Annotated in this window: 24 protein-coding genes; 15 read left to right on the top strand and 9 right to left on the bottom strand. The window is 68.0% G+C overall.

What is annotated here, in order from left to right; genetic code table 11:
* Positions 1–110: 110 nt before the first annotated feature.
* Positions 111–1,430 (bottom strand): ATP-binding protein, encoded by a 1,320-nt coding sequence (locus G3A50_RS09090; RefSeq protein ID WP_163074939.1) that lies wholly within the window; start codon positions 1,428–1,430, stop codon positions 111–113.
* A gap of 200 nt (positions 1,431–1,630) precedes the next feature.
* On the opposite strand from G3A50_RS09090, the gene ppk2 reads away from it, so the two are divergent.
* Together ppk2 and G3A50_RS09080 are read left to right on the top strand one after the other, a co-directional pair.
* On the top strand, positions 1,631–2,659 hold the full coding sequence (ppk2, locus tag G3A50_RS09085) for a polyphosphate kinase 2 (protein WP_163074938.1): 1,029 nt from the start codon (positions 1,631–1,633) through the stop codon (positions 2,657–2,659).
* 7 nt (positions 2,660–2,666) lie between these two features.
* Positions 2,667–3,410, top strand: coding sequence for a hypothetical protein (locus G3A50_RS09080; protein WP_163074937.1), 744 nt, complete (start codon positions 2,667–2,669; stop codon positions 3,408–3,410).
* A 61-nt stretch (positions 3,411–3,471) separates the two neighbouring features.
* Here the strand turns inward: G3A50_RS09080 and G3A50_RS09075 are convergent, their stop codons facing one another.
* Together G3A50_RS09075 and G3A50_RS09070 are read right to left on the bottom strand one after the other, a co-directional pair.
* Positions 3,472–4,557: a putative bifunctional lysylphosphatidylglycerol flippase/synthetase gene (locus tag G3A50_RS09075; RefSeq protein ID WP_163074936.1), complete on the bottom strand. Its 1,086-nt coding sequence runs from the start codon at positions 4,555–4,557 to the stop codon at positions 3,472–3,474.
* 244 nt (positions 4,558–4,801) lie between these two features.
* Positions 4,802–6,679 (bottom strand): potassium transporter Kup, encoded by a 1,878-nt coding sequence (locus tag G3A50_RS09070; RefSeq protein WP_163074935.1) that lies wholly within the window; start codon positions 6,677–6,679, stop codon positions 4,802–4,804.
* Between the two features lie 655 nt (positions 6,680–7,334).
* Here G3A50_RS09070 and G3A50_RS09065 point away from each other — a divergent pair.
* Positions 7,335–8,051 carry a TetR/AcrR family transcriptional regulator gene (locus G3A50_RS09065; protein WP_163074934.1) on the top strand — a complete coding sequence of 239 codons (717 nt, stop codon included), beginning with the start codon at positions 7,335–7,337 and terminating at the stop codon, positions 8,049–8,051.
* Positions 8,052–8,072: 21 nt separating this feature from the next.
* Here the strand turns inward: G3A50_RS09065 and G3A50_RS09060 are convergent, their stop codons facing one another.
* The 3 genes from G3A50_RS09060 to G3A50_RS09050 form a co-directional block, all read right to left on the bottom strand.
* Entirely contained in the window at positions 8,073–8,963 is an 891-nt protein-coding gene (locus G3A50_RS09060; RefSeq protein ID WP_163074933.1) for an NAD-dependent epimerase/dehydratase family protein, read from the bottom strand.
* Positions 8,964–9,158: 195 nt separating this feature from the next.
* Positions 9,159–10,340: a tRNA epoxyqueuosine(34) reductase QueG gene (queG, locus tag G3A50_RS09055; RefSeq protein ID WP_163074932.1), complete on the bottom strand. Its 1,182-nt coding sequence runs from the start codon at positions 10,338–10,340 to the stop codon at positions 9,159–9,161.
* Positions 10,316–11,005, bottom strand: coding sequence for a glutathione S-transferase family protein (locus G3A50_RS09050; RefSeq protein WP_163074931.1), 690 nt, complete (start codon positions 11,003–11,005; stop codon positions 10,316–10,318). The genes queG and G3A50_RS09050 overlap by 25 nt, the downstream gene beginning before the upstream one ends.
* Positions 11,006–11,224: 219 nt before the next feature.
* Here G3A50_RS09050 and G3A50_RS09045 point away from each other — a divergent pair, with 219 nt between their 5' ends.
* From G3A50_RS09045 to G3A50_RS08990, 12 genes are all read left to right on the top strand, one after another.
* Positions 11,225–11,611, top strand: coding sequence for a VOC family protein (locus G3A50_RS09045; protein WP_163074930.1), 387 nt, complete (start codon positions 11,225–11,227; stop codon positions 11,609–11,611).
* Between the two features lie 169 nt (positions 11,612–11,780).
* The gene (locus tag G3A50_RS09040) at positions 11,781–12,704 is read left to right on the top strand and encodes a sugar phosphate isomerase/epimerase family protein (protein WP_163074929.1); all 924 of its coding nucleotides are present in this window, start codon (positions 11,781–11,783) and stop codon (positions 12,702–12,704) included.
* A 150-nt stretch (positions 12,705–12,854) separates the two neighbouring features.
* The gene (locus G3A50_RS09035; RefSeq protein ID WP_246252282.1) at positions 12,855–13,268 is read left to right on the top strand and encodes a hypothetical protein; all 414 of its coding nucleotides are present in this window, start codon (positions 12,855–12,857) and stop codon (positions 13,266–13,268) included.
* A 3-nt stretch (positions 13,269–13,271) separates the two neighbouring features.
* Positions 13,272–14,504 (top strand): HlyD family secretion protein, encoded by a 1,233-nt coding sequence (locus G3A50_RS09030; RefSeq protein ID WP_163074928.1) that lies wholly within the window; start codon positions 13,272–13,274, stop codon positions 14,502–14,504.
* 272 nt (positions 14,505–14,776) lie between these two features.
* Positions 14,777–16,675 (top strand): molecular chaperone DnaK, encoded by a 1,899-nt coding sequence (dnaK, locus tag G3A50_RS09025; protein WP_163074927.1) that lies wholly within the window; start codon positions 14,777–14,779, stop codon positions 16,673–16,675.
* Between the two features lie 190 nt (positions 16,676–16,865).
* Positions 16,866–18,011: a molecular chaperone DnaJ gene (dnaJ, locus tag G3A50_RS09020; RefSeq protein WP_163074926.1), complete on the top strand. Its 1,146-nt coding sequence runs from the start codon at positions 16,866–16,868 to the stop codon at positions 18,009–18,011.
* A 188-nt stretch (positions 18,012–18,199) separates the two neighbouring features.
* On the top strand, positions 18,200–18,814 hold the full coding sequence (locus G3A50_RS09015; RefSeq protein WP_163074925.1) for a class I SAM-dependent methyltransferase: 615 nt from the start codon (positions 18,200–18,202) through the stop codon (positions 18,812–18,814).
* A gap of 130 nt (positions 18,815–18,944) precedes the next feature.
* Positions 18,945–19,526, top strand: coding sequence for an NADPH-dependent FMN reductase (locus G3A50_RS09010; RefSeq protein WP_163074924.1), 582 nt, complete (start codon positions 18,945–18,947; stop codon positions 19,524–19,526).
* A 30-nt stretch (positions 19,527–19,556) separates the two neighbouring features.
* A complete protein-coding gene (gene pyrF, locus G3A50_RS09005) occupies positions 19,557–20,273 on the top strand; it encodes an orotidine-5'-phosphate decarboxylase (protein WP_163074923.1) in 717 nt (238 codons plus the stop codon).
* Positions 20,274–20,294: 21 nt separating this feature from the next.
* Complete coding sequence (locus G3A50_RS22980; RefSeq protein WP_163074922.1) at positions 20,295–20,915, top strand: DUF1330 domain-containing protein; 621 nt, start codon at positions 20,295–20,297, stop codon at positions 20,913–20,915.
* Positions 20,916–21,121: 206 nt separating this feature from the next.
* Positions 21,122–21,364, top strand: a complete 243-nt coding sequence (rpsU, locus tag G3A50_RS08995; protein ID WP_163074921.1) for a 30S ribosomal protein S21 — start codon at positions 21,122–21,124, stop codon at positions 21,362–21,364.
* A 103-nt stretch (positions 21,365–21,467) separates the two neighbouring features.
* Positions 21,468–21,950: a GNAT family N-acetyltransferase gene (locus tag G3A50_RS08990; protein ID WP_163074920.1), complete on the top strand. Its 483-nt coding sequence runs from the start codon at positions 21,468–21,470 to the stop codon at positions 21,948–21,950.
* On the opposite strand, the gene G3A50_RS08985 is transcribed toward G3A50_RS08990, so the two are convergent.
* The 3 genes from G3A50_RS08985 to G3A50_RS08975 form a co-directional block, all read right to left on the bottom strand.
* Positions 21,937–22,209, bottom strand: a complete 273-nt coding sequence (locus G3A50_RS08985) for a hypothetical protein (protein ID WP_163074919.1) — start codon at positions 22,207–22,209, stop codon at positions 21,937–21,939. The two genes, G3A50_RS08990 and G3A50_RS08985, sit on opposite strands and share 14 nt — an antisense overlap.
* A 140-nt stretch (positions 22,210–22,349) precedes the next feature.
* Entirely contained in the window at positions 22,350–22,733 is a 384-nt protein-coding gene (locus G3A50_RS08980) for a TIGR02301 family protein (RefSeq protein ID WP_163074918.1), read from the bottom strand.
* Positions 22,734–22,869: 136 nt separating this feature from the next.
* Positions 22,870–23,313 (bottom strand): NUDIX hydrolase, encoded by a 444-nt coding sequence (locus G3A50_RS08975; RefSeq protein WP_163074917.1) that lies wholly within the window; start codon positions 23,311–23,313, stop codon positions 22,870–22,872.
* Positions 23,314–23,316: the final 3 nt, after the last annotated feature.

The following is a 23,316-nucleotide window of genomic DNA, read 5'->3' as shown; positions in this document are numbered from 1 at the left end:
GAAAGCGGGGCGCGCAGTTGGCCGGAGGGGCGGCGGAAAAAGCGTACGCGGGAGTTCTATCCCCCCGGCACCAAGGTTCTATGACGTCGGAATGACGTCTTGATGACACCTTAAGCCGCTGTTCCCATGTCGCTTTTTTCATCCGTATGAAACTCGCCCGCGAGCCGCACGGAGAATGTCGCGCCCTCGCCCGGCGTGCTGTCGATGCCAAGCCGGCCGCGATGGCGGGCCACGATGTGTTTGACGATGGCGAGTCCGAGCCCGGTGCCGCCCTGTTCGCGCGAATGCGCGGTGTCGACGCGGTAGAAGCGTTCCGTCAGCCGGGGCACGTGCTCGGGCGCGATGCCGGGGCCGAAGTCGCGCACGCCCACCAGCACGTCGCCCCCCTCGCGGGTGATGGAGATTTCCACCCGCCCGCCGGAGCCGCCATACTTCATGGCGTTCTCCACCAGGTTCTCGAACAGGCGGATCAGCTCGTCGCGGTCACCGCGCACGCTCACCCGTCCGGCCTGGTTGAGGACCGCGATCTCTACGCCGCGCTCGCGCCCGAGCGGGCTCAGCGTGTCGCTGACATGGCCCACCACCGCACCGAGGTCGACCTCGGCCTCGGGCATGAGATGTGCGTTCAGCTCGATCCGCGACAGCGAGAGCAGGTCGTCGATGAGCCGCGACATACGCCGCGCCTGCTCGCCCATGATCTTGAGGAAGCGCTCGCGCGCGGCGACGTCGTTCTTCGCCGGCCCCTGCAGGGTCTCGATGAAGCCGGACAGCGAGGCCAGCGGCGTGCGCAGCTCGTGGCTGGCATTGGCGATGAAGTCGACCCGCATCTGCTCGACGCGGCGCTGCTGGGTGAGGTCGACGAAACTCACCAGCACCGCCTCGGTCGCCTTGCCCTCGCGCCCGTCGCCGGAGCGGATGGGGACGATGTCGGCGCGCAGCCAGCGGTCGATCGGCACCCGTTCGGCGAACTCGATCCGGCGCGGCATGCCATCGCTCGTCGAAGCGCGGATCGCCTCCAGCACTTCGGGAACACGCACCGCGAATGACGCCGGATCGCCGACGCGCACGCTGGCGGCGATGCCGGTGGCGCGCGCATTGGCCACCAGCACGGTGCCGCGCGGGTCGAGCAGCAGCGCGGCCTCCGGCAGGGCACGCACCAGCGCGGTGAGGCGCTCTTCCACGCCCAGGCGCACCGGGCTGGGCTCGCCGCCGCGCGCGTTCTGGCGCACCACCATCGGACGGCGAGGCACGGGAAGCGTGGCGCCGATCAGAATCGCCAGTCCGATGATGACCGCCGGAACCGGCGCCAGCTCCTCGGCCAGCACCGCCCCGGCGAGCCCGCCCACGGCCATGGCGAGGATCCACCGCGCGCCGGCAAGCCGTTGCCCCAGCGTCTCCTTGTTCGGGTAGGTCGTTTCCACCGGGGCCATTGAGGACCGCTTCCTGCGAGTGTCAGTTGCCGAACGTTGCACGCCAGCGTTCCATTACGCACGTTATTCGATATGCTTTGCCCTGCGCCAATCGGGATTGTCGGGGCATCCGCCACCGGCGACACCGTGAGGATGCGCGTTCAGGGAAGAGGCAGGGCACGCACCTTCTCTCCCTTATGTTCCGTATGAGAGGCTTCCATATGACGAAGAAGCCGAGCAAGTCGTCGGTAAAGAAATCGTCGGGGAAAAACGCCTCGTCGAAGACATCCTCAGCAAAAAAGGCCGGAGCCGCCGCGGCGTCGACGCCGCCCGTATCGAAGGGCGAGGGGACGGATGGGGACCGCGAGCTCGCCAAGGCGCTCGCGGCGTTCTCGGTCGACGAGCCGCTGGCGCCGGCCATCGCCAGCCGTGCCTATGGCAGCGGCCACTATCCCTATGTCGACCGGCCCAAGCGCAAGACCTACAAGAGCCATCTGCGCGATCTCCAGATCGAGCTGCTCAAGGTCCAGGATTGGGCAAGGCGTTCGGGCGAGCGCATCGTCATCGTCTTCGAGGGACGCGACGCCGCCGGCAAGGGCGGCACCATCCATCGCTTCGTCCAGCATCTCAACCCGCGCTTCGTACGCGTCGTCGCGCTCGACAAGCCGACCGACGTCGAAACCGCGCAATGGTATTTCCAGCGCTATGTCGCGCATCTGCCCTATCGCGGCGAGATCGTGATCTTCGATCGCTCCTGGTACAACCGCGCCGTGGTCGAGCCGGTGATGGGGTTCTGTACCCCGCAGCAGACCACGCAGTTCCTCGACCAGGTGCCGGTGTTCGAGAAGATGTTGGTCGAAGACGGCATCCGCCTGTTCAAGGTGTGGCTCGACATTGGTCGCGAGATGCAGCTCAAGCGGCTGCATGCGCGCCACCAGGACCCGCTGAAACGCTGGAAGCTCTCGCCCGTCGACCTCTCCGCGCCGGCGCGCTGGGAGGCCATCTCCACCGCCCGCAACGTGATGATCGAGGCCAGCCACACCACCAGCGCGCCTTGGACGGTCGTCCTCGCCAACGACAAGATGCGCGCGCGGCTGGGGGCCATCCGTCAGGTGCTGGCGCATCTGCCCTATGAGCGGCGCGACGACAAGATCATCGGGGTTCCCGATCCCGCCATCATACTGGACGGGCACACATTTCTGGATCAGTTCGCGCGAACGGCAAGCGTGGATGACGGTGCGGGTCAATAGATAGACCATGATGATACACGCCGATCTATCCCGCGCTCTCGCCCGGGGTGCGGCCGGGGTCACGATGGGGCTCGCGCTGTGCGTCGCGGCCCCGCTCGCCGCGCCGGCCCAGCCGGCGGCAGCGCCGCAGGCGGCGCCCCGGGAGAGCGCGCCGCAGAATGCGGTCCCGTCCGCCTCCCCCGTGTCGCCGACCGCGCCGGCCGAACCGCACGCGGACGATCGGCCGCCGACGCCGATGGCCGACTTCGCGGTGCGCGGCACGGTGCGCCCGGAGGGCGAGGCGGCGTTCTCCTATCGCGATGGGCGGATGCGCGTGGAGATCTTCGACGGGCCGAACACGGTGATGGTCGGGCTCATCGACCCCAAGACGCGCAAGCTCGTGGTGCTGCCGAACCTGACGGGCATGGAGGGGCTGGCGATCGAGATGGACCTGCCGCCCGAGTTCGGCTTCGCGGCCATGCCCGCCGGCAGTCACCGCGTGGGGCTCGACTCGGTCGGCACCGAGCCCTGCGAGGTCTGGCGCGGCATCGACGCCGAAACCTCGACGCCGGTGGAGAGCTGCATCACGCTGGATGGCATTCCGCTGCGCGTCCGTGCCACCGCGCGTGGCGGCGTGGACGTGTCCTTCGAGGCGACGATGCTGGAGCGGGCGCCGCAGGATCCCGCCGCTTTTGAGCTGCCGGCGGGAACGAAGGTGCGGCGCATTCCGCGCAGCCTGCAGAACATGGTGCCAGGCGGCTTCGCGCCCTGACGGGGCTTTGCTTCCGGTACCGGGCGCCGCGACGTGGCGCCCGGTTTCGCGGCGCGGTCACTCAGCCGATGGCGCGGCGGCGCGGACGTTCCGTGCTGGCCGCCGCGTCGACGGGCTGACCGGGCGCGGCTTCTTCCCGCGCGGCGGCTTCCAGTGCGCTGGCAAGGGTGGCACGGCGGCGGGTGCGGCTGATCAGGAACTCACGCACGCCCATGATGACGAGGGCCAGCGCGAAAGGCGTAATGTAATAGAGGAGGCGCAGCAGCAGCAGCGAGCCGAGCAGCGCTTCCTTCTCGAACTGCGGCAGGGCCACCAGCATCGCGGCATCAAACACGCCGAGCCCGCCCGGCGCATGGCTGGCGAAGCCAAGCAGTGTGGCGGAAATGAACACCACGCCGAGTGCGATCGGATCGATGAACGGCGTCTGCGGCATCAGCACATACATGGCCGCCGCGCAGCAGGCGAGGTCGATGATGCCGACGCAGATCTGCATCAGCGTCAGCTTCGAGCCCGGCAGGGTCACGGTCCAGTGGCCCTCGCCGACGCCGATCCGGCGGGGTTTCAGGCCGACCCAGAGCACGTAACCGGCAAGGCCGGCGAGCAGGGCGATGCCGACCAGCCGGTTGATCCAGGGCGGGAGCTGGTCGACCGCGCTCGCCGCCCACGGCTCGATGGTGATGCCCAGGCCGAGGATCGCGATGTTGCCCAGCCAGAAGGTGAGGCCGGTGATGAAGCACAGCTTGGCGACGTCGATCGCCCCGAGCCCATGCGCGGAATAGATGCGGTAGCGCACCGTGCCGCCGGTGAAGGCGGAGAAGCCGACATTGTGGCCGATGGAATAGGAAGTGAAGGACGCCAGCGCCGCCACCCGGTAGGGCACGTCCGGCTTCTCGATCGTCTTCAGCGCGAACCAGTCATAGAAGGTGAGGGTGAAATAGGCCGCGGCGACGAACAGCGCGGCCAGCGCCACCCGCCAAGGGGCGGTCCCGGTCAGCGCGTCAAGCACCTGGCCGGGGTGGATGTTGCGCAGCATCTCGTAGAGCACGGTCACCGCGAAGCCGATGATGACGAGGCTCACGACCAGGCCGAGCGTGTGCCAGCCGACATGCGCACGTAGCCAGCCCCAGATCGCCCTCAAGCCCTTCATCGCGCCTTCACCGTCATACCTGCCACTACCCTCCGGCCATGCGAAGCGACGCCTAGCAGACCTCGGCACCTTTCGGAACCGCATATCGGGCAGGCGCGCCGCAAAACCGCAGCTGCGGTTTTGCCGGTAAAAATCGGCCGCCGCCGATTCATGCCGGGGCTTCTCGACGGTGATAGAGGCGCAGGCGTGACGTTGACGCGACGCTCGCAAGGGCGTGATCGCTCGGGACGATCACGTTTTCGGTTCACAGGCGTACCGGATAGCCGATTTCGATGGTGCGCGGGCGCGGCAGGCCGAAGCGGTCGACCGAGCGTTCGGCATTGCGCGCGAGGAACGCGAAGATGTGCGCGAGCGCGTCCCGGACCCCGCCTATGCCGTCGGGCGGGATGATCCGCTCATGGCCGATCACATAGACCGCCTCGTCCGGGTCGATGCCCTGCGCGTAGAGCGCGGGGCCCAGCACCGAGGGGACGTCGATCTGCTGCATGTAGCCGAAGCGCACGTCGACCCGCACATGGACCGGATCGATCGTGGTGACGCGCACCCGCTCGTCCACCGGCACCCGCGGGCGGGAGGCGATCCACACCGAGACGATCACCGAGCGGCTGAACTGGATGTTGAGAAGGTCCGACAGCCGCCCCAGCGCCACCGGCGTCACCGCCGCCCCGCGCGACAGGAAGATCGCGGTGCGCGGGCTGACCGCGCAGGCCGACGGGCGGCCGCGGGCGACGAAATCCTCCAGCGGTTCGGTGAACCGGCGCTGCTGGATGCCGAGCCCTTCCAGGCCCCGCCGCCACGACACCATCACCACCAGCACCACGCCGGCGATGGCCACTGGCAGCCAGCCGCCATCCTGCAGCTTGGTGAGGTTGGCGGCGGCGAAGGACAGGTCGATCACCGACAGCCCGCCCGCCAGCCCGATGAGGAGCGGCAGCGGCCATTTCCAGGCCCGGCGCACATAGGCGACGAAGAGGATGGTGGTCGCCACCATCGCCATCGCCACCGCGATGCCATAGGCCGAGGCCAGCCGGTCGGAGGAGCCGAACGACACCACGATCGCGGCGCAGGCCACCATCATGATCCAGTTCAGCCGGCCGATATAGATGTGCTGGTCATTGTGCTCGCTGGTGTAGCGGATGCGCATCGGCGGCAGGTAGCCAAGCTCGATCGCCTGCTTGGCCAGCGAGAACACGCCGGTGATGATCGCCTGCGAGGCGATGACGGTCGCGGCGGTGGCGAGCACCAGCAGCGGCACGTCGATCACGTCCGGCGAGAGGTCGTAGAACGGGTTGCGGACCGCCTCGCGGTTGATCAGCACATGCGCGCCCTGGCCGTAATAGTTCAGCAGCAGCGCCGGCATGGCGACGAACAGCCAGGCCCTTGTGATGACCGGCCGGCCGAAATGGCCGAGATCGGCATAGAGTGCCTCGCCGCCGGTGATGGCGAGGAAGGTTGCCCCGAGCACCACGCCCGCCAGCCCCGGATGGTCGATCAGCAGCGCCAGCCCGTGACGCGGATCGAAGGCCAGCAGGACCTCGGGCGCCTGGATGATGCCGTAGATGCCGATTCCGCCCAGCGTGGTGAACCACACCAGCATGACCGGCCCGTAGAACGCGCCGATGCGGTCGGTGCCCGCCCGCTGCGAGATGAACACGACGAGGATGACCAGTACCGTGGCCGCCACGATCCAGTGGTCGAGCGCGGGTGCGATGACTTCCAGACCCTCGATCGCGGAGAGGACGGAGATCGCCGGCGTCAGCACGCCGTCGCCGATCAGCATCGCTCCGCCGATCAGCCCCGCGGCCAGAAGGAACAGGCGCTTGCCGGTGGCGCCGCGCTGCAGGTCGAGCAAGGTCACCAGGGCGAGAATGCCACCCTCGCCGTCATTGTCGGCACGCAGCACCAGCATGACGTATTTGATGGTGACCGACAGAATGATGGCCCAGGTGATCAGCGACAGAAGGCCGAACACGTTGGCGTCGATATCGCCGGTGCTGCTCGCGGCCAGCATGCCCTGCTTGAAGGCGTAAAGCGGGCTGGTGCCAATGTCACCGAACACCACCCCAAGGGCAGCGGTTTCCGCCGCGAAGGGCAGGGTGCGGGAAGGTTTTCCTGCCGCCATGTCAGACCCGGTTCCGCACCGCGGAGGCGGCCGGGCTTACGTTGCCCCGCCGGGGGCTGGGACCTGATCGGGGCAGGGGAAATCGGGGCATGGGAGCCGGGAGCGCACGCGCATGAACAGAGGAGGTCAAGCAATACTCTGCCGGGGTGCCCGCGCCAAGGCCTTTGCACCGCTCCCTCTCTCCGGGCCGCGCCGTGGCAGGGCCTTTGGGCAAGGAGCCTTCGCCAACGCACGCGCGGGGCGGCTGAAGGACGGGTTGAAGAGTGACGCTTGAGGGCTGCCGTGCGGCGGCGCCCTGCGCAGAAACGCACCGGAACCGCCGCGCGCACGCGCAGAATGAGATGAGGGAGGAGAGTTGGGGGGCGGATAACCCTCCTCCCTCGCCTATCGGCGCAGCCGACCGGAGGTTTGCGGGAACCTCTGGAGCGCGACCGCAGGTAGGGAGGATATAAGCCCACGCGCAACGCGAGGCAATAAAAACCGAACGGTTTGGTCATTTTTCTTGGTCGACCGGCGAGCGCTCTTGGGGAACGCTCTTGGGGAACACCGGAGCTCATGTCATTGTTAGTGCCCATGCCCTGAGCCGACCGCCTTGCGGACGCGCGATCCGCGTTCATCCATCCACCCGTCGCCGTGCTCGAATGATCTCCACCTGATGACCGCTTCCGAAAACCCCGCTCACCCTGGCAGCCGCTGTTCGGGCGCTGCATCCGGTGGAACCGGGTGCACCCTGCCCGTCCCGCCCGATCCCGCCGCCGACGAGACGCAGCCGGGATCCAGCCCCGAGAAGCGGCGGCAGATCCTGAACGGGGCACGCGAGGTTTTTCTCGCAAAGGGATTCGACGGCGCCAGCATGGGCGAGATCGCGCGCGCGGCCGAGGTCTCCAAGGGTACGCTCTACCTCTACTTCCCATCCAAGGAAGCGCTGTTCAGCGCCTTTGTCCGGTTGGCCAGCGAAGACGTTGCCGAGCGCTGCTTCGTGCTCGACCCCGAGGCCGATGTAGGGGAGGTGCTCACCGGTGTCGGCTATCGCTACGTTGCGGCCATGGTCCGGTCCGAGCACATCGCGACGGTGCGCATGGTGCTCGGCATCGCCGAGAAGCTGCCGGAAATCGGCCGCGCCTATCTCGCGGCGGGGCAGGAGACGGCGGTTGAACGGCTGTCGGCCTGGCTCAATGCCAAGATCGATCGTGGCGAGCTGGCGATCGACGATGTCGAACTGGCCGCCTGGCAGTTCATCATCGGCTGTCACGCGCTGGTGGTGATGCCGATGCTGTTTGGCGGCGCGCCGGAGCCGGCGCCCGAACGCATCGAACGCGTGGTCAGCCACACCGTCACGACCTTCCTGCGCACCTTCGCGCCCCGGAGCTGACGGCCGCGAGCGAGGCCGCGTCTAGGCGTCGTCGTTGCTTTCGGTGAGCAGGGCGGTGAGGCCTTCGCGATAGGTCGGGTGGGTCAGGCCGCGCCCGAGCAGGGCGTGGAGCCGGGCATTGCGCACGCGCCGGTTCTCCGCCCAGAACGAGAGCGCCATGGGCGACATGGTCTGCGCGGCCTCCTCGAAGGGCACCGCGCGCGGCGCAGGCCGGCCCAGAAGTTCGGCCGCGAAGCGCACCGGGGCGCAGGAGGGCGAGGGTTCATCATCCACCACGTTCACCGTGCCGTCATGCCCGCTGGCGATGGCGGCCGCGATGGCGTCGGCAATGTCGTCGACATGGATGCGGTTGAACATCTGGCCGTCGCGCTCGATGCAGCGCGCGGTGCCGGCGGCGACGTCCGCGAGTGCATTGCGGCCGGGCCCGTAGAGGCCGCCGAGCCGAAGCACCGCCACAGGACGCCCGGCCAGCTCGCCCAATGTGCGCCAGCCGGCCTCCGCCTCGAGGCGGCGCAGGCCGCGCGGGGCCGAGGCGCGGGGAATAGCGCTCTCGTCGATCCACGCGCCGCCGCTGTCGCCATAGACCCCGATGGTGGAGAGGTAGACCAGCGCGCCGCGCCGGCCCGCGGCGATGAGCGCGGTGCCGAGCGGGGAGAGGAAGGGATCGCCCTCCTCGCCGGGCGCGGCCGAGATCAGCACCGCGTCCGCACTCGCCGCCGCCGCCGTCAGCGCCGCGAGCGCGCCCTCCTCGCCTGATCGGCCGTTGAAGCCGACGATTTCGGCGCCGGGATGGGGCGCGCCGGTGCGGTTGGTGCCGACAATGCGCGCGAAACCCTCGCCATGGCGGGCGATGAAATGGCGGGCGCAATAGCCGAGACCGAGGCACAGAAGCGTGGGGGCGGTGGTGGTCATGGGCAGGGTCGGGAACCTCTTGTTCTCGGGCCGCGCGGGATGTGGCGCGGGACGTTCGCGCCTCCATTCTAAAGGAAAATCCCGGCCGCAGCTTCGCGCGCCGAAAGAGACGTCATCGTCGCGATGTCATGTCGCCGATTTCACCGCGCGGCCGCGTCGCGGGAAGGGAGGCGCGGGGAGGAAAACGGGGCGGCATCAGGACGGCGGTTCGGTAGGCGCTGGGGCGGCGGGCGCTGGGGCGGTGGCGCGCTGCCACTCCTCGCGCACCTGCCCATCCCGCTCCCCGTCATGATACGCCTTGAGCCGGGCGAGATCGGGCGCCGAGAGCAGGCGCGAGAGCGCCCACACCGCCGCCCCGCGCACCAGTGGGGCATCATCGCCCAGCAGCCTCTCGGCCTCGGCGGCGAGGGCGGGCTCTCCCGAATTGCCGATGGCGATGAGCACGTTGCGCAGGAAGCGCGTGCGCCCGGTGCGCTTGATCGGGCTCTTGGTGAAGCGGGCGCGGAACCGGGCATCGTCGAGCCGGGCAAGTTCGGCCAGCGCCGGGGCGCGGTTTTCCTCCCGCGCGGCAAGGCGCGCCTCATGCCCGAGCACGGCGAACTTGTTCCACGGGCAGGCGGCCAGACAGTCGTCGCAGCCATAGATGCGGTTGCCCATGAGCGGGCGCAGCTCATGGGGTATCGGCCCGCGATGCTCGATGGTGAGATAGGAGACGCAGCGCCGCGCGTCGATGCGGTAGGGCGCGGGAAAGGCGTTGGTCGGGCAGGCGTCGAGGCAGGCGCGGCAGGAACCGCAATGGTCCTCGACGCGCGGATCGGGGGGCAGCGCGAGATCGGTGGCGATGGCCCCGAGCAGCAGCCAGGATCCGCGCGTGCGGGACACAAGATTGGTGTGCTTGCCCTGCCAGCCGAGCCCGGCGGCCTCCGCGAGCGGCTTTTCCATCAGGGGGGCGGTATCGACGAACACTTTCACCGCGCCGCCGGCACGGGGCACGAAGCGCGAGCAGATGCGCTTCAGCTTGCCCTTGATCAGCTCGTGATAGTCATCGCCCCGGGCATAGACCGAAATGGTCCCGCCCGATGTCTGCGCCAGGGCCGCGCGCGGGTCCTCGTCGGGCCCGTAATTGAGGCCGAGCATCACGACCGAGCGGATGTCGGGCCACAGATTACCCGGTGCGGCGCGGCGATCGGCGGTCTGGGGCATCCAGTCCATGTCGCCATGCGCGCCCAGGGCGATCCACTCCATCAGCCGCGGGCCGGCATGGGAGATGGCGTCGGGCGCGGCGACGCCCATGGCGTCGAAACCCTCCTCGCGCGCGAGGGCGAGCAGCAGGGCCTTGGCGGCGGCGGGGTCTAGAAGTCGAGGTCCGCGTAGCACGGCGCCGGCGGCATCCCCGCCATGGTCAGCGCCAGCAGGGGCCGGAACGCGGGACGCGACTTGATGCGCGCGTACCAGATCTTCGCTCCCTCATCCTCATCCCAGGGCACGTCGCCCAGATAGTCGACGCAGGAAATATGCGCGGCGGCGGCAAGGTCGGCATAGCTCATGCGTTCGCCCGCAAGCCAGTTCCTCGCCTTCAGCAGCCACCCGATATAGTGCAGATGATAGCGGATGTTGGAACGCGCCGCGCGGATGACCGCCATGTCCGGCGGCCCGCCGCCCAGCTCGCGGGGCATGTAACGCTTGTAGACCTTCTCGCGGATCAGCGGCTCGGATACTTCGGTGAAGAACTTGTGGTTGAACCAGCCCGCGAGCCGGCGCACCTCGATGCGGGCCAGGCTGTCGGGCGGCAGCAGGCGGCGATCACCCAGCACCGCGCCACGCGTCTCGTCGAGATATTCGGTAATGACGTCGACGCCGGGCACCACGAGCCCGTTGCCTTCCACCAGAACCGGCGTCGTGCCGGCGGGATTCAGCGTCAGGAATTCAGGCCGACGTTCCCAGACTCGTTCCTCGATCAGCAGGTGATCGATGCCCATCTCGCCGAAAGCGAGGCGCACAAGCCGGGAATGGGCACAGAAGGGGTGATGATAAAGCTGCATTTTCCGGGGGGGTTACCGTGGCCGTCGCCGGGCGGCCTGATGCATGGGTCTAGAAGGGTTGAGGCGACATCGCAAGCCATCGGGGCGGCATCAAGGCGCCGGGATTTTGCCATGGCGGCGCCACGCGGCAGAATTCGCGCACTATGCTTTCCTGATCGTTAAGATGGCGAAGATCAACCCCACGGCTCGGTTGAGCATGTGACCTTCGAGGCGCCTGTCATGACGACAAATCCTGCGCACGGTATCTTTGTCTGGAATGAACTGAACTCGCGCGAGCCCGAAAAGGCCATGGCGTTCTACGCCGCGACGCTGGGCTGGCGTTTCGAGCCCATGCCGATGGAGGACGGCAGCGCCTATTTCGTCGCCTGGCTCGGGCAGACCCGGATCGCCGGCCTGTTTCCGCTGGCCGGGCCGTCGTTCGAGGCGCTGCCCGCGCACTGGTTCTCCTATATCGCGGTCGACGATCTCGATGCCCGGCTGGAAAAGGCGGTCGCGGCCGGCGGCGAGGTGCTGCGGCCGGCCTTCGAGGTGCCGGGCGTCGGCCGGATCGCGGTGGTCGCCGATACGGAAGGGGCGGTTTCGGGATGGATCTCGCCGCATATGTGACCTATGGGAAGGCAGGCTCCGCCGGTGCCGGAAGCGCCTTAAGCGCTTGGCGTGGCATGGGATTCGGCCGAATTGTAATCGGCGTGCCATAAAATGCGCGCATAAGGCGGGGCCGCTGAGTCGCGGCACCGGCTTCCCACTCTTTTCGACGTTCAGGAAAAGCCAATCGATGCAGATGCACATTCCGGTCACCGCCATTCGCGCCAGCGGCTACGCACTTCGCGAAGGCAGCCCCGAATTCGACGATATCGGCGCCGGCCTGGATGAAGCGGAAGCTCTCGGGGTCGATCTGGTGGAGCTGCCGGCCTATGCGTGGCACCTCATTGTCGATGGCCGGGTCCTGAACAACCGCGTCGCGGATCTGGCGCGCGCCGTTTCCGGCCGCCGCCTGGCCTATTCGGTCCATGGCACGCTTGCCATCAATCTGATGGACATCGCCGAGCGCCTGCCGCGCCATGAGAAGGTGCTGGAAGCCAATATCGAGATCGCCGCCGCGGTCGGGGCCGAGCACCTGATCATGCATACCGGCTTCGTCTCCGACCCTGCCGACGATGTCGAGGTGGCCTATTCGCGCCAGCGCGACGCCCTTGCCCGGGCCGGCGACAAGGCCGCCGCTCTGGGTGTGCGGCTGTGCGTGGAGAACATCTTCCGCTTCAGCGGCGCCCGCGAGACCGCGACGCCTTCCAAGCTCGCCGGCGAGCTGGCCGCGATCGAGCATGACGCGGTGAAGGCGACGCTCGACGTCAGCCACGCCTATATTCGCTGCACCGACGCGCGGATCGACCCGATCGCCGAGATCGCGGCGCTCGCGCCTTATGTCGCTCATTTCCACCTGCACGATTCCTTCGGCCGGCCCGATACGCTGTGGACCTACCATTCCGCCGAGGCGGTGGCGTTCGGCGAGGGCGACCTGCACCTGCCGATCGGCTGGGGCGGGATCGACTGGGACGCGGTGGTGGAGGCCGTGCGGCCCGCGCCCGGCGCGCTCGCCATCATGGAGCTGGACGGGCGGCACTGGCGCGAGCTCGAGGATCAGGTCGGGGTGCTCAAGCGGCTTGCCGCCCGTTTCCAGCCTGCCGGCACGCCGGTCTGAGGGGCGGCCGGAGGCCGTTCGTCCCGCCGGCTGCGCGCCGTGGCAAGGCGTGCTCGCAGCGGCTTTGACAGCGCGCCGGCTCCGGTGTCATAGCTTTGGGATGGGGCGCGCAAGCGTCGCGTCCCGGGTCGCTGTGTCCGGGGGGAACGCGTGGCACCGTCCGAGCATGCCGTCGCCGTGAAGAATCTGCCGTTCTTCATCACCGCGCCGGGTGACACCGACGTGCTGCTGTGGGTCGCGATCATCACGCTGCTCGCCGCCGTGCTGCTGGCTGGCGTGCTGTTCCTCGCTCTGCACTCGCTGCCCGAGCGCATCGCTCACAAGTCGCAGAAGCTGCAGATGGAAGTCGTCGCGGTGCTCTGCCTGCTCGCGCTGTTCACCCACATTCACATGTTCTGGGTGGCGGCACTGCTGCTCGCCTTCATCGACCTTCCCGATTTCGCCAGCCCGCTGAACCGCATCGCCCGCGCCGCCGAACGGATGGCGCCGGGAGACGGGGAGCGCGAGCGGCCGGAGGCGGGGCCGCGCGCGGCTCACGGGCCGGTGCCGGATCGGGAGGGCTGAGCCATGCTTGAGCTGCTGCTGTGCTCGCTGGTCACGGTGTTCCCCGATTACCTCTACCGCCGCTATGTCCAGAACAAGCGGTTCGGGCGGGAGATCACGCTCTATTCGGTGTGGTTCGAGCTGCGCTGGGGCATCACCACCTGCCTGATGCTGACCATCGGCCTGATCACGGTGATTTTCTACAATCACCCCTCGACCAACAACGTGACGGCCTATTTCCGCGCCGTGCCGATCGCCCCGGAAACCGGCGGGCGGGTCGCCGAGGTGTTTGTGAGCACCAGCGACCATGTGAGCGCGGGTGAGCCGATCTTCCGGCTCGACAGCGCCGCCCAGCAGGCCGAAGTGGAGACCGCGCGGGCGCGCATCACCGAGATCGACGCCGCCATGGTGTCGGCACAGGCGGATATCGCGGTGAGCGCCGGTCAGGTCCGGCAGGCCGAGCAGGCGCTGCAGCAGGCGCGGGACGAGCTGGAGACCAAGCTTGAACTGCAGCGGCGCAATGCCGGCGTCGTGTCGGCGCGCGAGATCGAGCGGCTGCAGGTCGTGGTCGACGGCCGCCAGGGCGGCGTGGATGCGGCGCTCGCCACCAAGCAGTCGGTCGAGGCCCGCGCCGATGTGCTGCTGCCGGCGCAGAAGGCGAGTGCCGAGGCCGCGCTGGCGCAGGCCCAGGTCGTTCTCGACAAGACCACCATCCGCGCTGGCACGGACGGACGGGTCGAGCAGTTCACGCTGCGCCCCGGCGACGTGGTCAACCCCATGCTGCGGCCGGCCGGCGTTCTCATTCCCGACGGGGCGGGGCGCGAGCGTCTGGTCGCCGGCTTCGGCCAGATCGAAGCGCAGGTGATGAAGGTGGGAATGGTCGCCGAGGCGGTGTGCATCTCCAAGCCGCTCACCGTGATTCCGATGGTGGTGACCGGCGTGCAGGATTTCATTGCCGCCGGCCAGCTGCGCGCCCTCGACCAGCTTCAGGACACCCAGCAGGTGGGCCAGCCGGGCACCATCACCGTCTTCCTCGAACCGCTTTATGAAGGCGGGCTTGCCGGCGTGCCGCCGGGCTCAAGCTGCATCGCCAACGCCTATTCCAGCAATCATGAACGGCTGGAGTCGGGAGAGGTCGGGGGCTTGCAGGCGGTCTACCTTCACGTCGTGGACACGGTCGCGGTGGTCCACGCGCTGCTGCTGCGGTTGCAGGCGGTGATCCTGCCGATCCAGACCCTGGTGTTCACCGGCCACTGAGCCGGGCGGGGAGGGTGCGGACGCGCGCAGGACCGGCGAAAACCGGGTGAATCCGGGGGATGGGCGAAAACCAGCCCCTGCCTCCCGCTTTTAACCGTCGCCTCCTTCTTGCGGCGGAAACGGGCGCCCCCTATATCGGCCACGAACGGTGCGGATAGCGCCGTGCCCTATTGTTTGGGGGCCGGTCCGGGGGGACGGGGTGGCTGCGGCCAAATCGTTCCTCTCCGGGTGCTTCAAGAAGGTCCGGCCGGCCTGCCGGAAGGAGAAACAATATGTCTAAAGTTATCGGCATCGACCTCGGTACGACGAACTCGTGCGTGGCCGTCATGGAAGGCACCACGCCGAAGGTGATCGAGAACGCGGAGGGCGCACGCACGACGCCGTCCATCGTCGCGTTTACCGAGGATGGCGAGCGCCTTGTCGGCCAGCCGGCCAAACGCCAGGCGGTCACCAACCCCGAGCGTACCTTCTTCGCGGTGAAGCGGCTCATCGGCCGTCGCTACGAAGACCCGATTATCGAGAAGGACAAGAAGCTCGTCCCCTACGCCATCGCAAAGGGTGACAATGGCGACGCCTGGCTCGAGTCGGACGGCAAGAAATATTCGCCCTCGCAGATCTCCGCCTTCACTCTGCAGAAGATGAAGGAGACCGCGGAGGCCTATCTCGGCGCCAAGGTCGACAAGGCGGTCATCACCGTCCCGGCCTATTTCAACGACGCCCAGCGTCAGGCCACCAAGGACGCCGGCAAGATTGCCGGTCTCGAGGTGCTGCGCATCATCAACGAGCCGACGGCTGCCGCGCTCGCCTATGGCCTCGACAAGAAGTCGGCCGGCACTATCGCGGTTTATGACCTCGGCGGCGGCACCTTCGACGTCTCGATCCTCGAGATCGGCGACGGCGTGTTCGAGGTGAAGTCCACGAACGGCGACACGTTCCTGGGCGGCGAAGACTTCGACATGCGGCTCGTCAACTATCTTGCCGACGAGTTCAAGAAGGAGCAGGGCATCGACCTGCGCAGCGACAAGCTCGCCCTTCAGCGCCTCAAGGAAGCGGCCGAGAAGGCCAAGATCGAGCTTTCCTCCGCGACCCAGACCGAGATCAACCTGCCCTTCATCACCGCCGATGCCTCGGGTCCGAAGCATCTGACGATGAAGCTCACCCGCGCCAAGTTCGAGGCGCTGGTCGACGACCTGATCCAGCGCACAGTCGAGCCCTGCAAGAAGGCGCTCAAGGATGCGGGCCTTTCGGCCGGTCAGATCGACGAAGTCGTGCTGGTCGGCGGCATGACCCGCATGCCGAAGGTGCAGGAAGTCGTGAAGCAGTTCTTCGGCAAGGAGCCCCACAAGGGCGTCAACCCGGATGAAGTGGTCGCGATCGGCGCCGCCATCCAGGCCGGCGTGCTGGCGGGCGACGTGAAGGACGTGCTGCTGCTCGACGTGACCCCGCTTTCGCTCGGCATCGAGACGCTGGGCGGCGTGTTTACCCGCCTGATCGACCGCAACACCACCATCCCGACCAAGAAGAGCCAGGTGTTCTCCACGGCCGAGGACGGGCAGACCGCGGTGACGATCCGCGTGTTCCAGGGCGAGCGCGAGATGGCGCAGGACAACAAGATCCTGGGCCAGTTCGATCTCGTCGGCATTCCCCCGGCGCCGCGTGGCGTGCCGCAGATCGAGGTCGCCTTCGACATCGACGCCAACGGCCTCGTCAACGTGTCCGCCAAGGACAAGGGCACCGGCAAGGAACAGCAGATCCGCATCCAGGCCTCCGGCGGCCTCTCGGATTCCGACATCGAGAAGATGGTGAAGGACGCCGAGGCCCACGCCGAGGACGACAAGAAGCGTCGTGCCCTGGTGGAAGCCAAGAACCATGGTGAGGCGCTGGTCCACTCGACCGAGAAGGCGCTTTCCGAGCACGGCGACAAGGTCGGCGCGCCCGAGAAGGAAGCCATCGAGACCGCGCTCACCGAGCTGAAAGCGGCGCTGGAAGGCGAAGATGGCGAAGCCATCGCCGCCAAGACCAACACGCTGGCGCAGGCCTCGCTCAAGCTCGGCGAGGCGATGTATGCCTCGCAGCAGGGCGAGGGCGGCGATGCCGGCGAGGCGCCGAAGGACGACGTGGTGGACGCCGAGTTCACCGAGGTCGACGACGACAAGAAGAAGTCGGCCTGACCGGCTTCGCGTTAACCCCGCCCCCGGAACCTGTTCCGGGGGCGGAATCTTTTTTGGCATTTCGGATCGATGCGTGGACCGCCGCGGCTTGGGCGGCAAGATTCCTGCATGATCTGCCTACCCTGACCGCGTGCCCGTGCATTCCGCGCCGGGCGCAAGGCGGTCCGAACGCTGGGCGGCCGAACGACTCATGTCGAAGCGCGACTTTTACGAGATCCTCGAGGTCAGCAAGACCTGCAATGACGGCGAGCTGAAGAGCTCCTACCGCAAGCTGGCGATGAAATGGCACCCCGACAAGAATCCCGGAAACGGGGAGGCGGAGGCGCGTTTCAAGGAAATCAGCCAGGCCTACGACATTCTCAAGGACCCGCAGCGGCGGGCGGCCTATGACCGCTTCGGCCACGCGGCCTTTGACGGCGGCATGGGCGGTGGCGGCGCGGGCCCCGGCTTCGGCTCCGATTTCGCCTCGACCTTCTCCGACATTTTCGACGATCTCTTCGGCATGGGCGGCCGGCGCGGCGGTGGCGGCGGCGGTGCACGCGGGCGCGAGCGCGGGGCAGACCTGCGCTACAATATGGAGATCACGCTGGAGGAAGCGTTCAACGGCAAGGACGCGACCATCCACCTGCCCACCAGCGTGGTGTGCGAGACCTGCTCGGGCTCCGGCGCCAAGCCGGGCACCCAGCCCAGCGCCTGCCGCACCTGCTCGGGCTCGGGCCGCATCCGCCAAGCGCAGGGCTTCTTCACGCTGGAACGCACCTGCCCGGCCTGCCAGGGCCGTGGCCAGGTGATCGAGGATCCATGCCCGAGCTGCGCCGGCGCGGGCCGCACCACCCGTGAGCGCACGCTCCAGGTCGCGATCCCGCCGGGTGTCGAGGACGGCACCCGCATCCGGCTCGGCAATGAGGGCGAGGCGGGGATGCGCGGCGGGCCGCCGGGCGACCTCTACATCTTCCTGTCGATTGCCCCGCACGAGTTCTTTCAGCGCGACGGCGCCGACCTGTTCTGCCGGGTGCCGATCTCCATGGTGACGGCGGCGCTTGGCGGTTCCACCGAGGTGCCGACCATCGAGGGCGACACCACCAAGGTGAAGGTGCCCGAGGGCACCCAGTCCAGCCGCCGGTTCCGGCTTTCCGGCCGTGGCATGCCGGTGCTGCGCACGCGCAATCGCGGCGACATGTATGTGCAGGTCGTGGTCGAAACGCCGCAGAACCTCACCCGCCGCCAGCGCGAGTTGCTGGCCGAGTTCGATGCCGAATGTTCGAAGGACAACCATCCCGAGGCGGCCGGTTTCTTTGCCAAGGTGAAGGATTTCTTCGCCGGCGATGCGGAGTAGAAATGCCGCGCCGGCCGTTTCGGGTAATCATTTCCAAACGGCTGTGTGATCTTGATGTTGTCGTATCGTAATCGGCTCGTCACGACAGGGACTTAACATCGCGAGCTAAGGTCTTTAGTGTCGCTCAGCATCTCGATAGGTCTTCCGGCTCGACACGCGTCCATCCGGCTCATTGGAATCCAAGTGGCATGTTGCATCGTCCCGCCCCTGATGGCCCGAAGTCGCGTCCCGACGAAGTCCGCTTTCTCCAGTCCTGGCTGCAGAATCCGCTTCGCACCGGTGCGGTATCTCCCTCCGGGCGGGCGCTGGCCCGAACCATGGCGAGCTATGTCGATCCCAAGTCCGATGGCCCGGTGATCGAGCTGGGTCCGGGCACCGGCCCGGTGACCGCCGCGCTGCTGGCACGGGGCGTGGCGCAGGAGCGGCTGGTGCTGATCGAGTACAACCCGCAATTCTGCGACCTGCTGAAGGCGCGTTTTCCGCAGGCGACCGTGATCCAGGGCGACGCCTACGACATGAAGGGCACGCTTGAGGGTCGGCTGGACGCTCCCGCGGCCGCCGTGGTGTCCAGCCTTCCGCTGTTCACCCGCCCGGCGCAGCAGCGGCACGGCCTGCTTCGGCAGGCATTCGGCCTGTGCTGCTCGCGGGCGCCCTTCATCCAGTTCACCTATGCCGTGGTGTCCCCGGTGCCGCTGGAAACCGGCACTCTCGACGCTCACCGCAGCCCGCGCATCTGGGCCAACCTGCCCCCGGCGCGGGTGTGGGTGTACCGTTCGAAGCAGGCCGAGGCGGTCGCCGCCTGAACGCCCTGTCATTCGTTGCGATGGCGTGGCTGGCGAGCCCGCCCGCAGGGCCCTAGATTGCTTCTGAGAGAAGGATCGTGCGCGAGGGACATGCTGGCCCCGCGCCCGCCGGCCAGCCATGGGGATGCGTATGCGTGCACCGAAAATCCTGACCTTCGCCGGATCCATCCGCACCGGATCCTACTCCGCGAGCCTTGCCGCGCTGGCGGCCAAGGAGCTGTCCCTGCTCGAATGCGAGCCGGTGCTGATCTCGCTCGCCGATTACCCGATGCCGATCTATGACGGCGATCTGGAAGCCGAGCAGGGCCCGCCCGAGGCGGCCAAGAAGCTGCGCGACCAGATGATCAACGCCGATGGCGTGTTCATTTCCACCCCCGAGTACAACGCCGCCGTGCCCCCGCTGCTGAAGAACGCGATCGACTGGGCCAGCCGCGTCAAGGGCGAGGGTGATGCCTTCCGCAAGCCGGTGTTCTGCATCGGCTCGACCTCGCCGGGGGGCCTTGGCGGCTACCGCGCCTCGATGATGCTGCGCCAGGTGCTGGCGCTCGGGCTCGGCGCGCTGGTGCTGGCCGAGCAGGTGATGGTTGCAGGAGCGGCGCAGGCGTTCGCCGAGAATGGCGACCTGAAGGATGAGCGCGCGCAAGAGAGGTTGCGCGCCACGCTGAGGACGCTTATCGAGCAGGCGGCGCTCAGGGCGGGTCTGCGCGCCTGAGCGGTGACCGCAAGCGATGGGCATTGAGCGATGAGCGCAGCTTCCTCCGATCCCCGAGACCGGCTGATCGTCGCGCTCGATCTGCCCTCGGTCGGCGCGGCTGAGAGCGTTGTCGCGCGTATCGGCGACGCCGCCACCTTCTACAAGATCGGCTATGAGCTCGGCTTCGCGGGCGGCCTTGGTTTTGCCCGCGAGCTGATCGCGGACGGCAAGAAGGTGTTCATCGACTTCAAGCTGCACGACATCGGCAACACGGTTGCGCGCGGCGTGGCCAGCCTTGCCGCGCTCGGCGCCAGCTTCGCCACCGTGCATGCCTATCCCCAGACCATGCGGGCGGCGATGGAGGGCAAGGGCGCGAGCCCGCTGCGCATTCTCGCCGTGACTGTGCTGACCTCCTATGACGAGGCCGACCTCAACGAGGCCGGCTATGCCCAGGGCGTCGACGCGACGGTGGCGGCGCGCGTGCGGCAGGCCCGCGAGATCGGCATTGATGGCATCGTCTGCGCGCCGACCGACGCCGCCGCGGTGCGCGCCGCGCTGGGCCCGAAGCGGGCCATCGTGACGCCGGGCGTGCGCCCGCAGGGCGCTTCCGCCGGCGACCAGAAGCGCGTGGCCACCCCATTCGAGGCGATCCGCTCCGGCGCCGATCACCTGGTTGTCGGCCGCCCGATCGTCACCGCGCGCGATCCCGCCGCCGCCGCGCGCGCCGTTCAGGTGGAAATCGCTTCGGCACTTGCCGCTTCCTGACGTCACATACGAGGTACCGCCATGGCCAAGGGCTACTGGATCAGCCGGCTCGATGTCACCGATGCCGAGGGCTACAAGCCCTATATCGATGCTGCCGAGCCGGCGGTCGCCGCCTTCGGCGGACGATTCCTCGTGCGCGGCGGTGCCTTCGAGACGCTGGAGGGCACGTCGCGTGCGCGCAATGTGGTGGTCGAGTTCAAGGACTACGACACCGCGCTGGCCTGCTTCCATTCGCCAGCCTATCAGGCCGCCTACGTCCATCGCGTGGCGTCCTCGCAGGGCGAGCACCTCATCATCGAGGGGTATGAGGGCGCGCAGCCGGCGGCGGGCGTGATCGAGGGACCGGCCGAAGGGGCGGGCGTGGCCTATTGGGTGATGCGCATCGACGTGCACGACCCCGAGACCTACAAATCCTATATCGCGGCCGATGCGGTCGCCATCGAGGCCTATCGCGGCTGGTTCCTGGTGCGCGGCGGGCGCCACGAGGCGGTGCACGGCGAGGCCCGCTCGCGCAATGTGCTGCTGGCCTTCAAGGACTACGAGACCGCGCTGGCCTGCTACCGCTCGCCCGAATATCAGGAGGCCTTCGGCTTCCGCGCCAGGGCGGCGGTGGCCGAGGCGATCGCCATCCGGGGCGCCTGAACGTGCGTTTCGGCGGGTGATTCAGGGCTGAATCGCCGCCCATGCGGGGTGCGCCGGGACTTGTTGTGGACAAGCCTGGCGCGGTCTGCTAAGTGCGCTTTCCTTGATCGGTGGCCCGCGGCTCTACGCCCAGCGTGTGTGACGCCCGCCTTGATCTCGGAATTATCAACGCATACGCGCAAGCGAAGGCACGAAGAGGAAGCACCGTGCAGGTTCTCGTTCGGGACAACAATGTCGATCAGGCGCTCAAGGCGCTGAAGAAGAAGATGCAGCGCGAGGGCATTTTCCGCGAGATGAAGCTGCGCGGCCACTACGAGAAGCCGTCCGAGAAGCGCGCCCGCGAAGACGCCGAGGCTGTTCGCCGCGCCCGCAAGCTGGCTCGCAAGCGCCTGCAGCGCGAAGGCCTGCTGCCCTCGAAGCCCAGGCCCGTCGGCCCCGGCGCTCGCTGAGGGTGTCAGGTCCCGGCGGCTTGTCGGGGCTTGTCTCATTGATGAACACACAAGGCGTGGTGACGAGTGTCGCCGCGCCTTTTGTCGTTGGCGAACCCACCCTGTGAGGGCCGCCATCACCATCTCCGACCTGCGCAAGGCGCGCTCTTTCGTCGAGACCGTCACGGAGCGTGTCTGGCGGGCCTGGTGGCGGGAGCAGGGGGTGGCGCGTGAAGCACTGCGCGCCCGGTTTGACGAGAGCCTTGGGGCCGAAGCGATCCCGTCGACCTTTGTGGCGCATCAGGGCGCGCGCTATCTCGGCTCCGTGGTGCTGATCGAGAACGATCTGGCCGCGCGTCCCGCGCTCCGCCCCTGGGTCGCGGCGCTCTGGGTAGAGCCCGCGCAGCGTCGCATGGGGGTGGGCGCCGCGCTGGCCGTGCACGCCGCCCGCGCCGCCTTCAAGGCGGGTCACGTGCGGGTTCATCTGTGCGCGACCGCGGCAAACACGCCCTATTATGCGAAACGTGGATGGAGCTTGATCGAGGAAGACGTCGAGGGGCTGAACGTTTTCGCTATGGACAGCCCGTCAGTTCTTACTGCCGATTGAACGGCACGGTGTATTCGCCCGCGCGGATGCGGCCGGCGAGACGCTCGGCAAATTCGGCGGCAGCGTCCTCGCCATAGGTGGCGACCAGCGAACGGATCGCCGTGAACAGTGCGGCCTGGGCCAGGCAATCTTCGTCGAGGCCGTCATAGACCGCCTCGTTCCATGCTTCATCGAGATAGGCGAGCGCGGCGTGACGCTCATCCTCATGGGCCTGATCGGCCCTGTCATCGATGTCGTGCGTTTCTGGAAGCTGAGACAAAATGTTTCCTCCACGCGACGGTGACTCGACCTGATTCAACCTTAGCATGCCGTATCGGTCGGTCCGCCCGAGAATTGAAGGACGGTTAATATGGGACGGCGAAAATGCGACACGTGCTACTGCGTCGCATCCTAACGCCCTCAATTACTGCCGTAGCGTGCCGCAATGTCGCGGGAGAGCTTGGCGCCGGCCTCCAGATAACGCTGGCTGGCAAGTTCGGCTGAGGGCGTGCAGGTCCGGTATACCTGCTTGTAGCTCTCATAGCCACGGTTGAAGGCCGCAATGAGTTGGCCGCTGCGCGCATCGGTGGGCTGCTCGGCGGAAAGCAGGCCCGCCATTTCGTCGCGCCAGCGTGTCGGCTCGACCGCGCCGCAGAGCGGCCGGATATAGTGCAGCGCGCCGAGTATCTCCGACAGCCGCAGCAGATCGGCCTCATAGGGCGGGGCGCCGCCTTCCGTTGTCTGGGCGTGCGCGGGGCCGGCGAGCAGGCCAAGGGCGATGAGGGCGAGCACCGGCGCGCGCATCGGCGCCTTGCCGCCCCCGAAAGGGAGGCTGGAGCGGGCGGGCGATCTAGGGGAGGCGGTCGGTCTCGGGCGGACAGTCATGGCCGATTGGTGGTCCCCTGTGCGGTGCCCGTCAAGACCGTGCGCACGCCCGATGTCAGCTGTCGGCCTCGGGCGTGCGGTCGGCGATGGCGAGAAGATGGGCGGCGGCAACGATGGAACCGAGGCCGGGCGTGGTGTCTGGGGGGAGGGCACCGGGTGCGAACCAGCCGATTTCGGCCGCCTCCGGCCCGGTCTGAGGCTCCCCGCCGACCCAGCGCGCGGCATGGCTCACCACGACGAAATGCGCGCCCAGCGTGCCGTCCTCGGCGCGCTGGATGACATCGACCGCGCCGGCGACGCCGAGTATGGCGCAGCTCACGCCGACCTCCTCCATCACCTCGCGCGCGGCGGCGACCGCCAGCGTCTCGCCGGGCTCCACCCTCCCGCCCGGCAGCGTCCACAGGCCGAGCGAGGGGCGCTGACCGCGCCGCGCCAGGAGCACGCGGCCGTCGCGGAACACGGCGGCGCTGGTGGCGAGGACGGGGCGCAGGGTGCTCATGGT

The sequence above is a fragment of the Ancylobacter pratisalsi genome (assembly GCF_010669125.1).
Classification (GTDB): domain Bacteria; phylum Pseudomonadota; class Alphaproteobacteria; order Rhizobiales; family Xanthobacteraceae; genus Ancylobacter; species Ancylobacter pratisalsi.
This window is presented reverse-complemented; position numbering and strand designations above follow the sequence as displayed.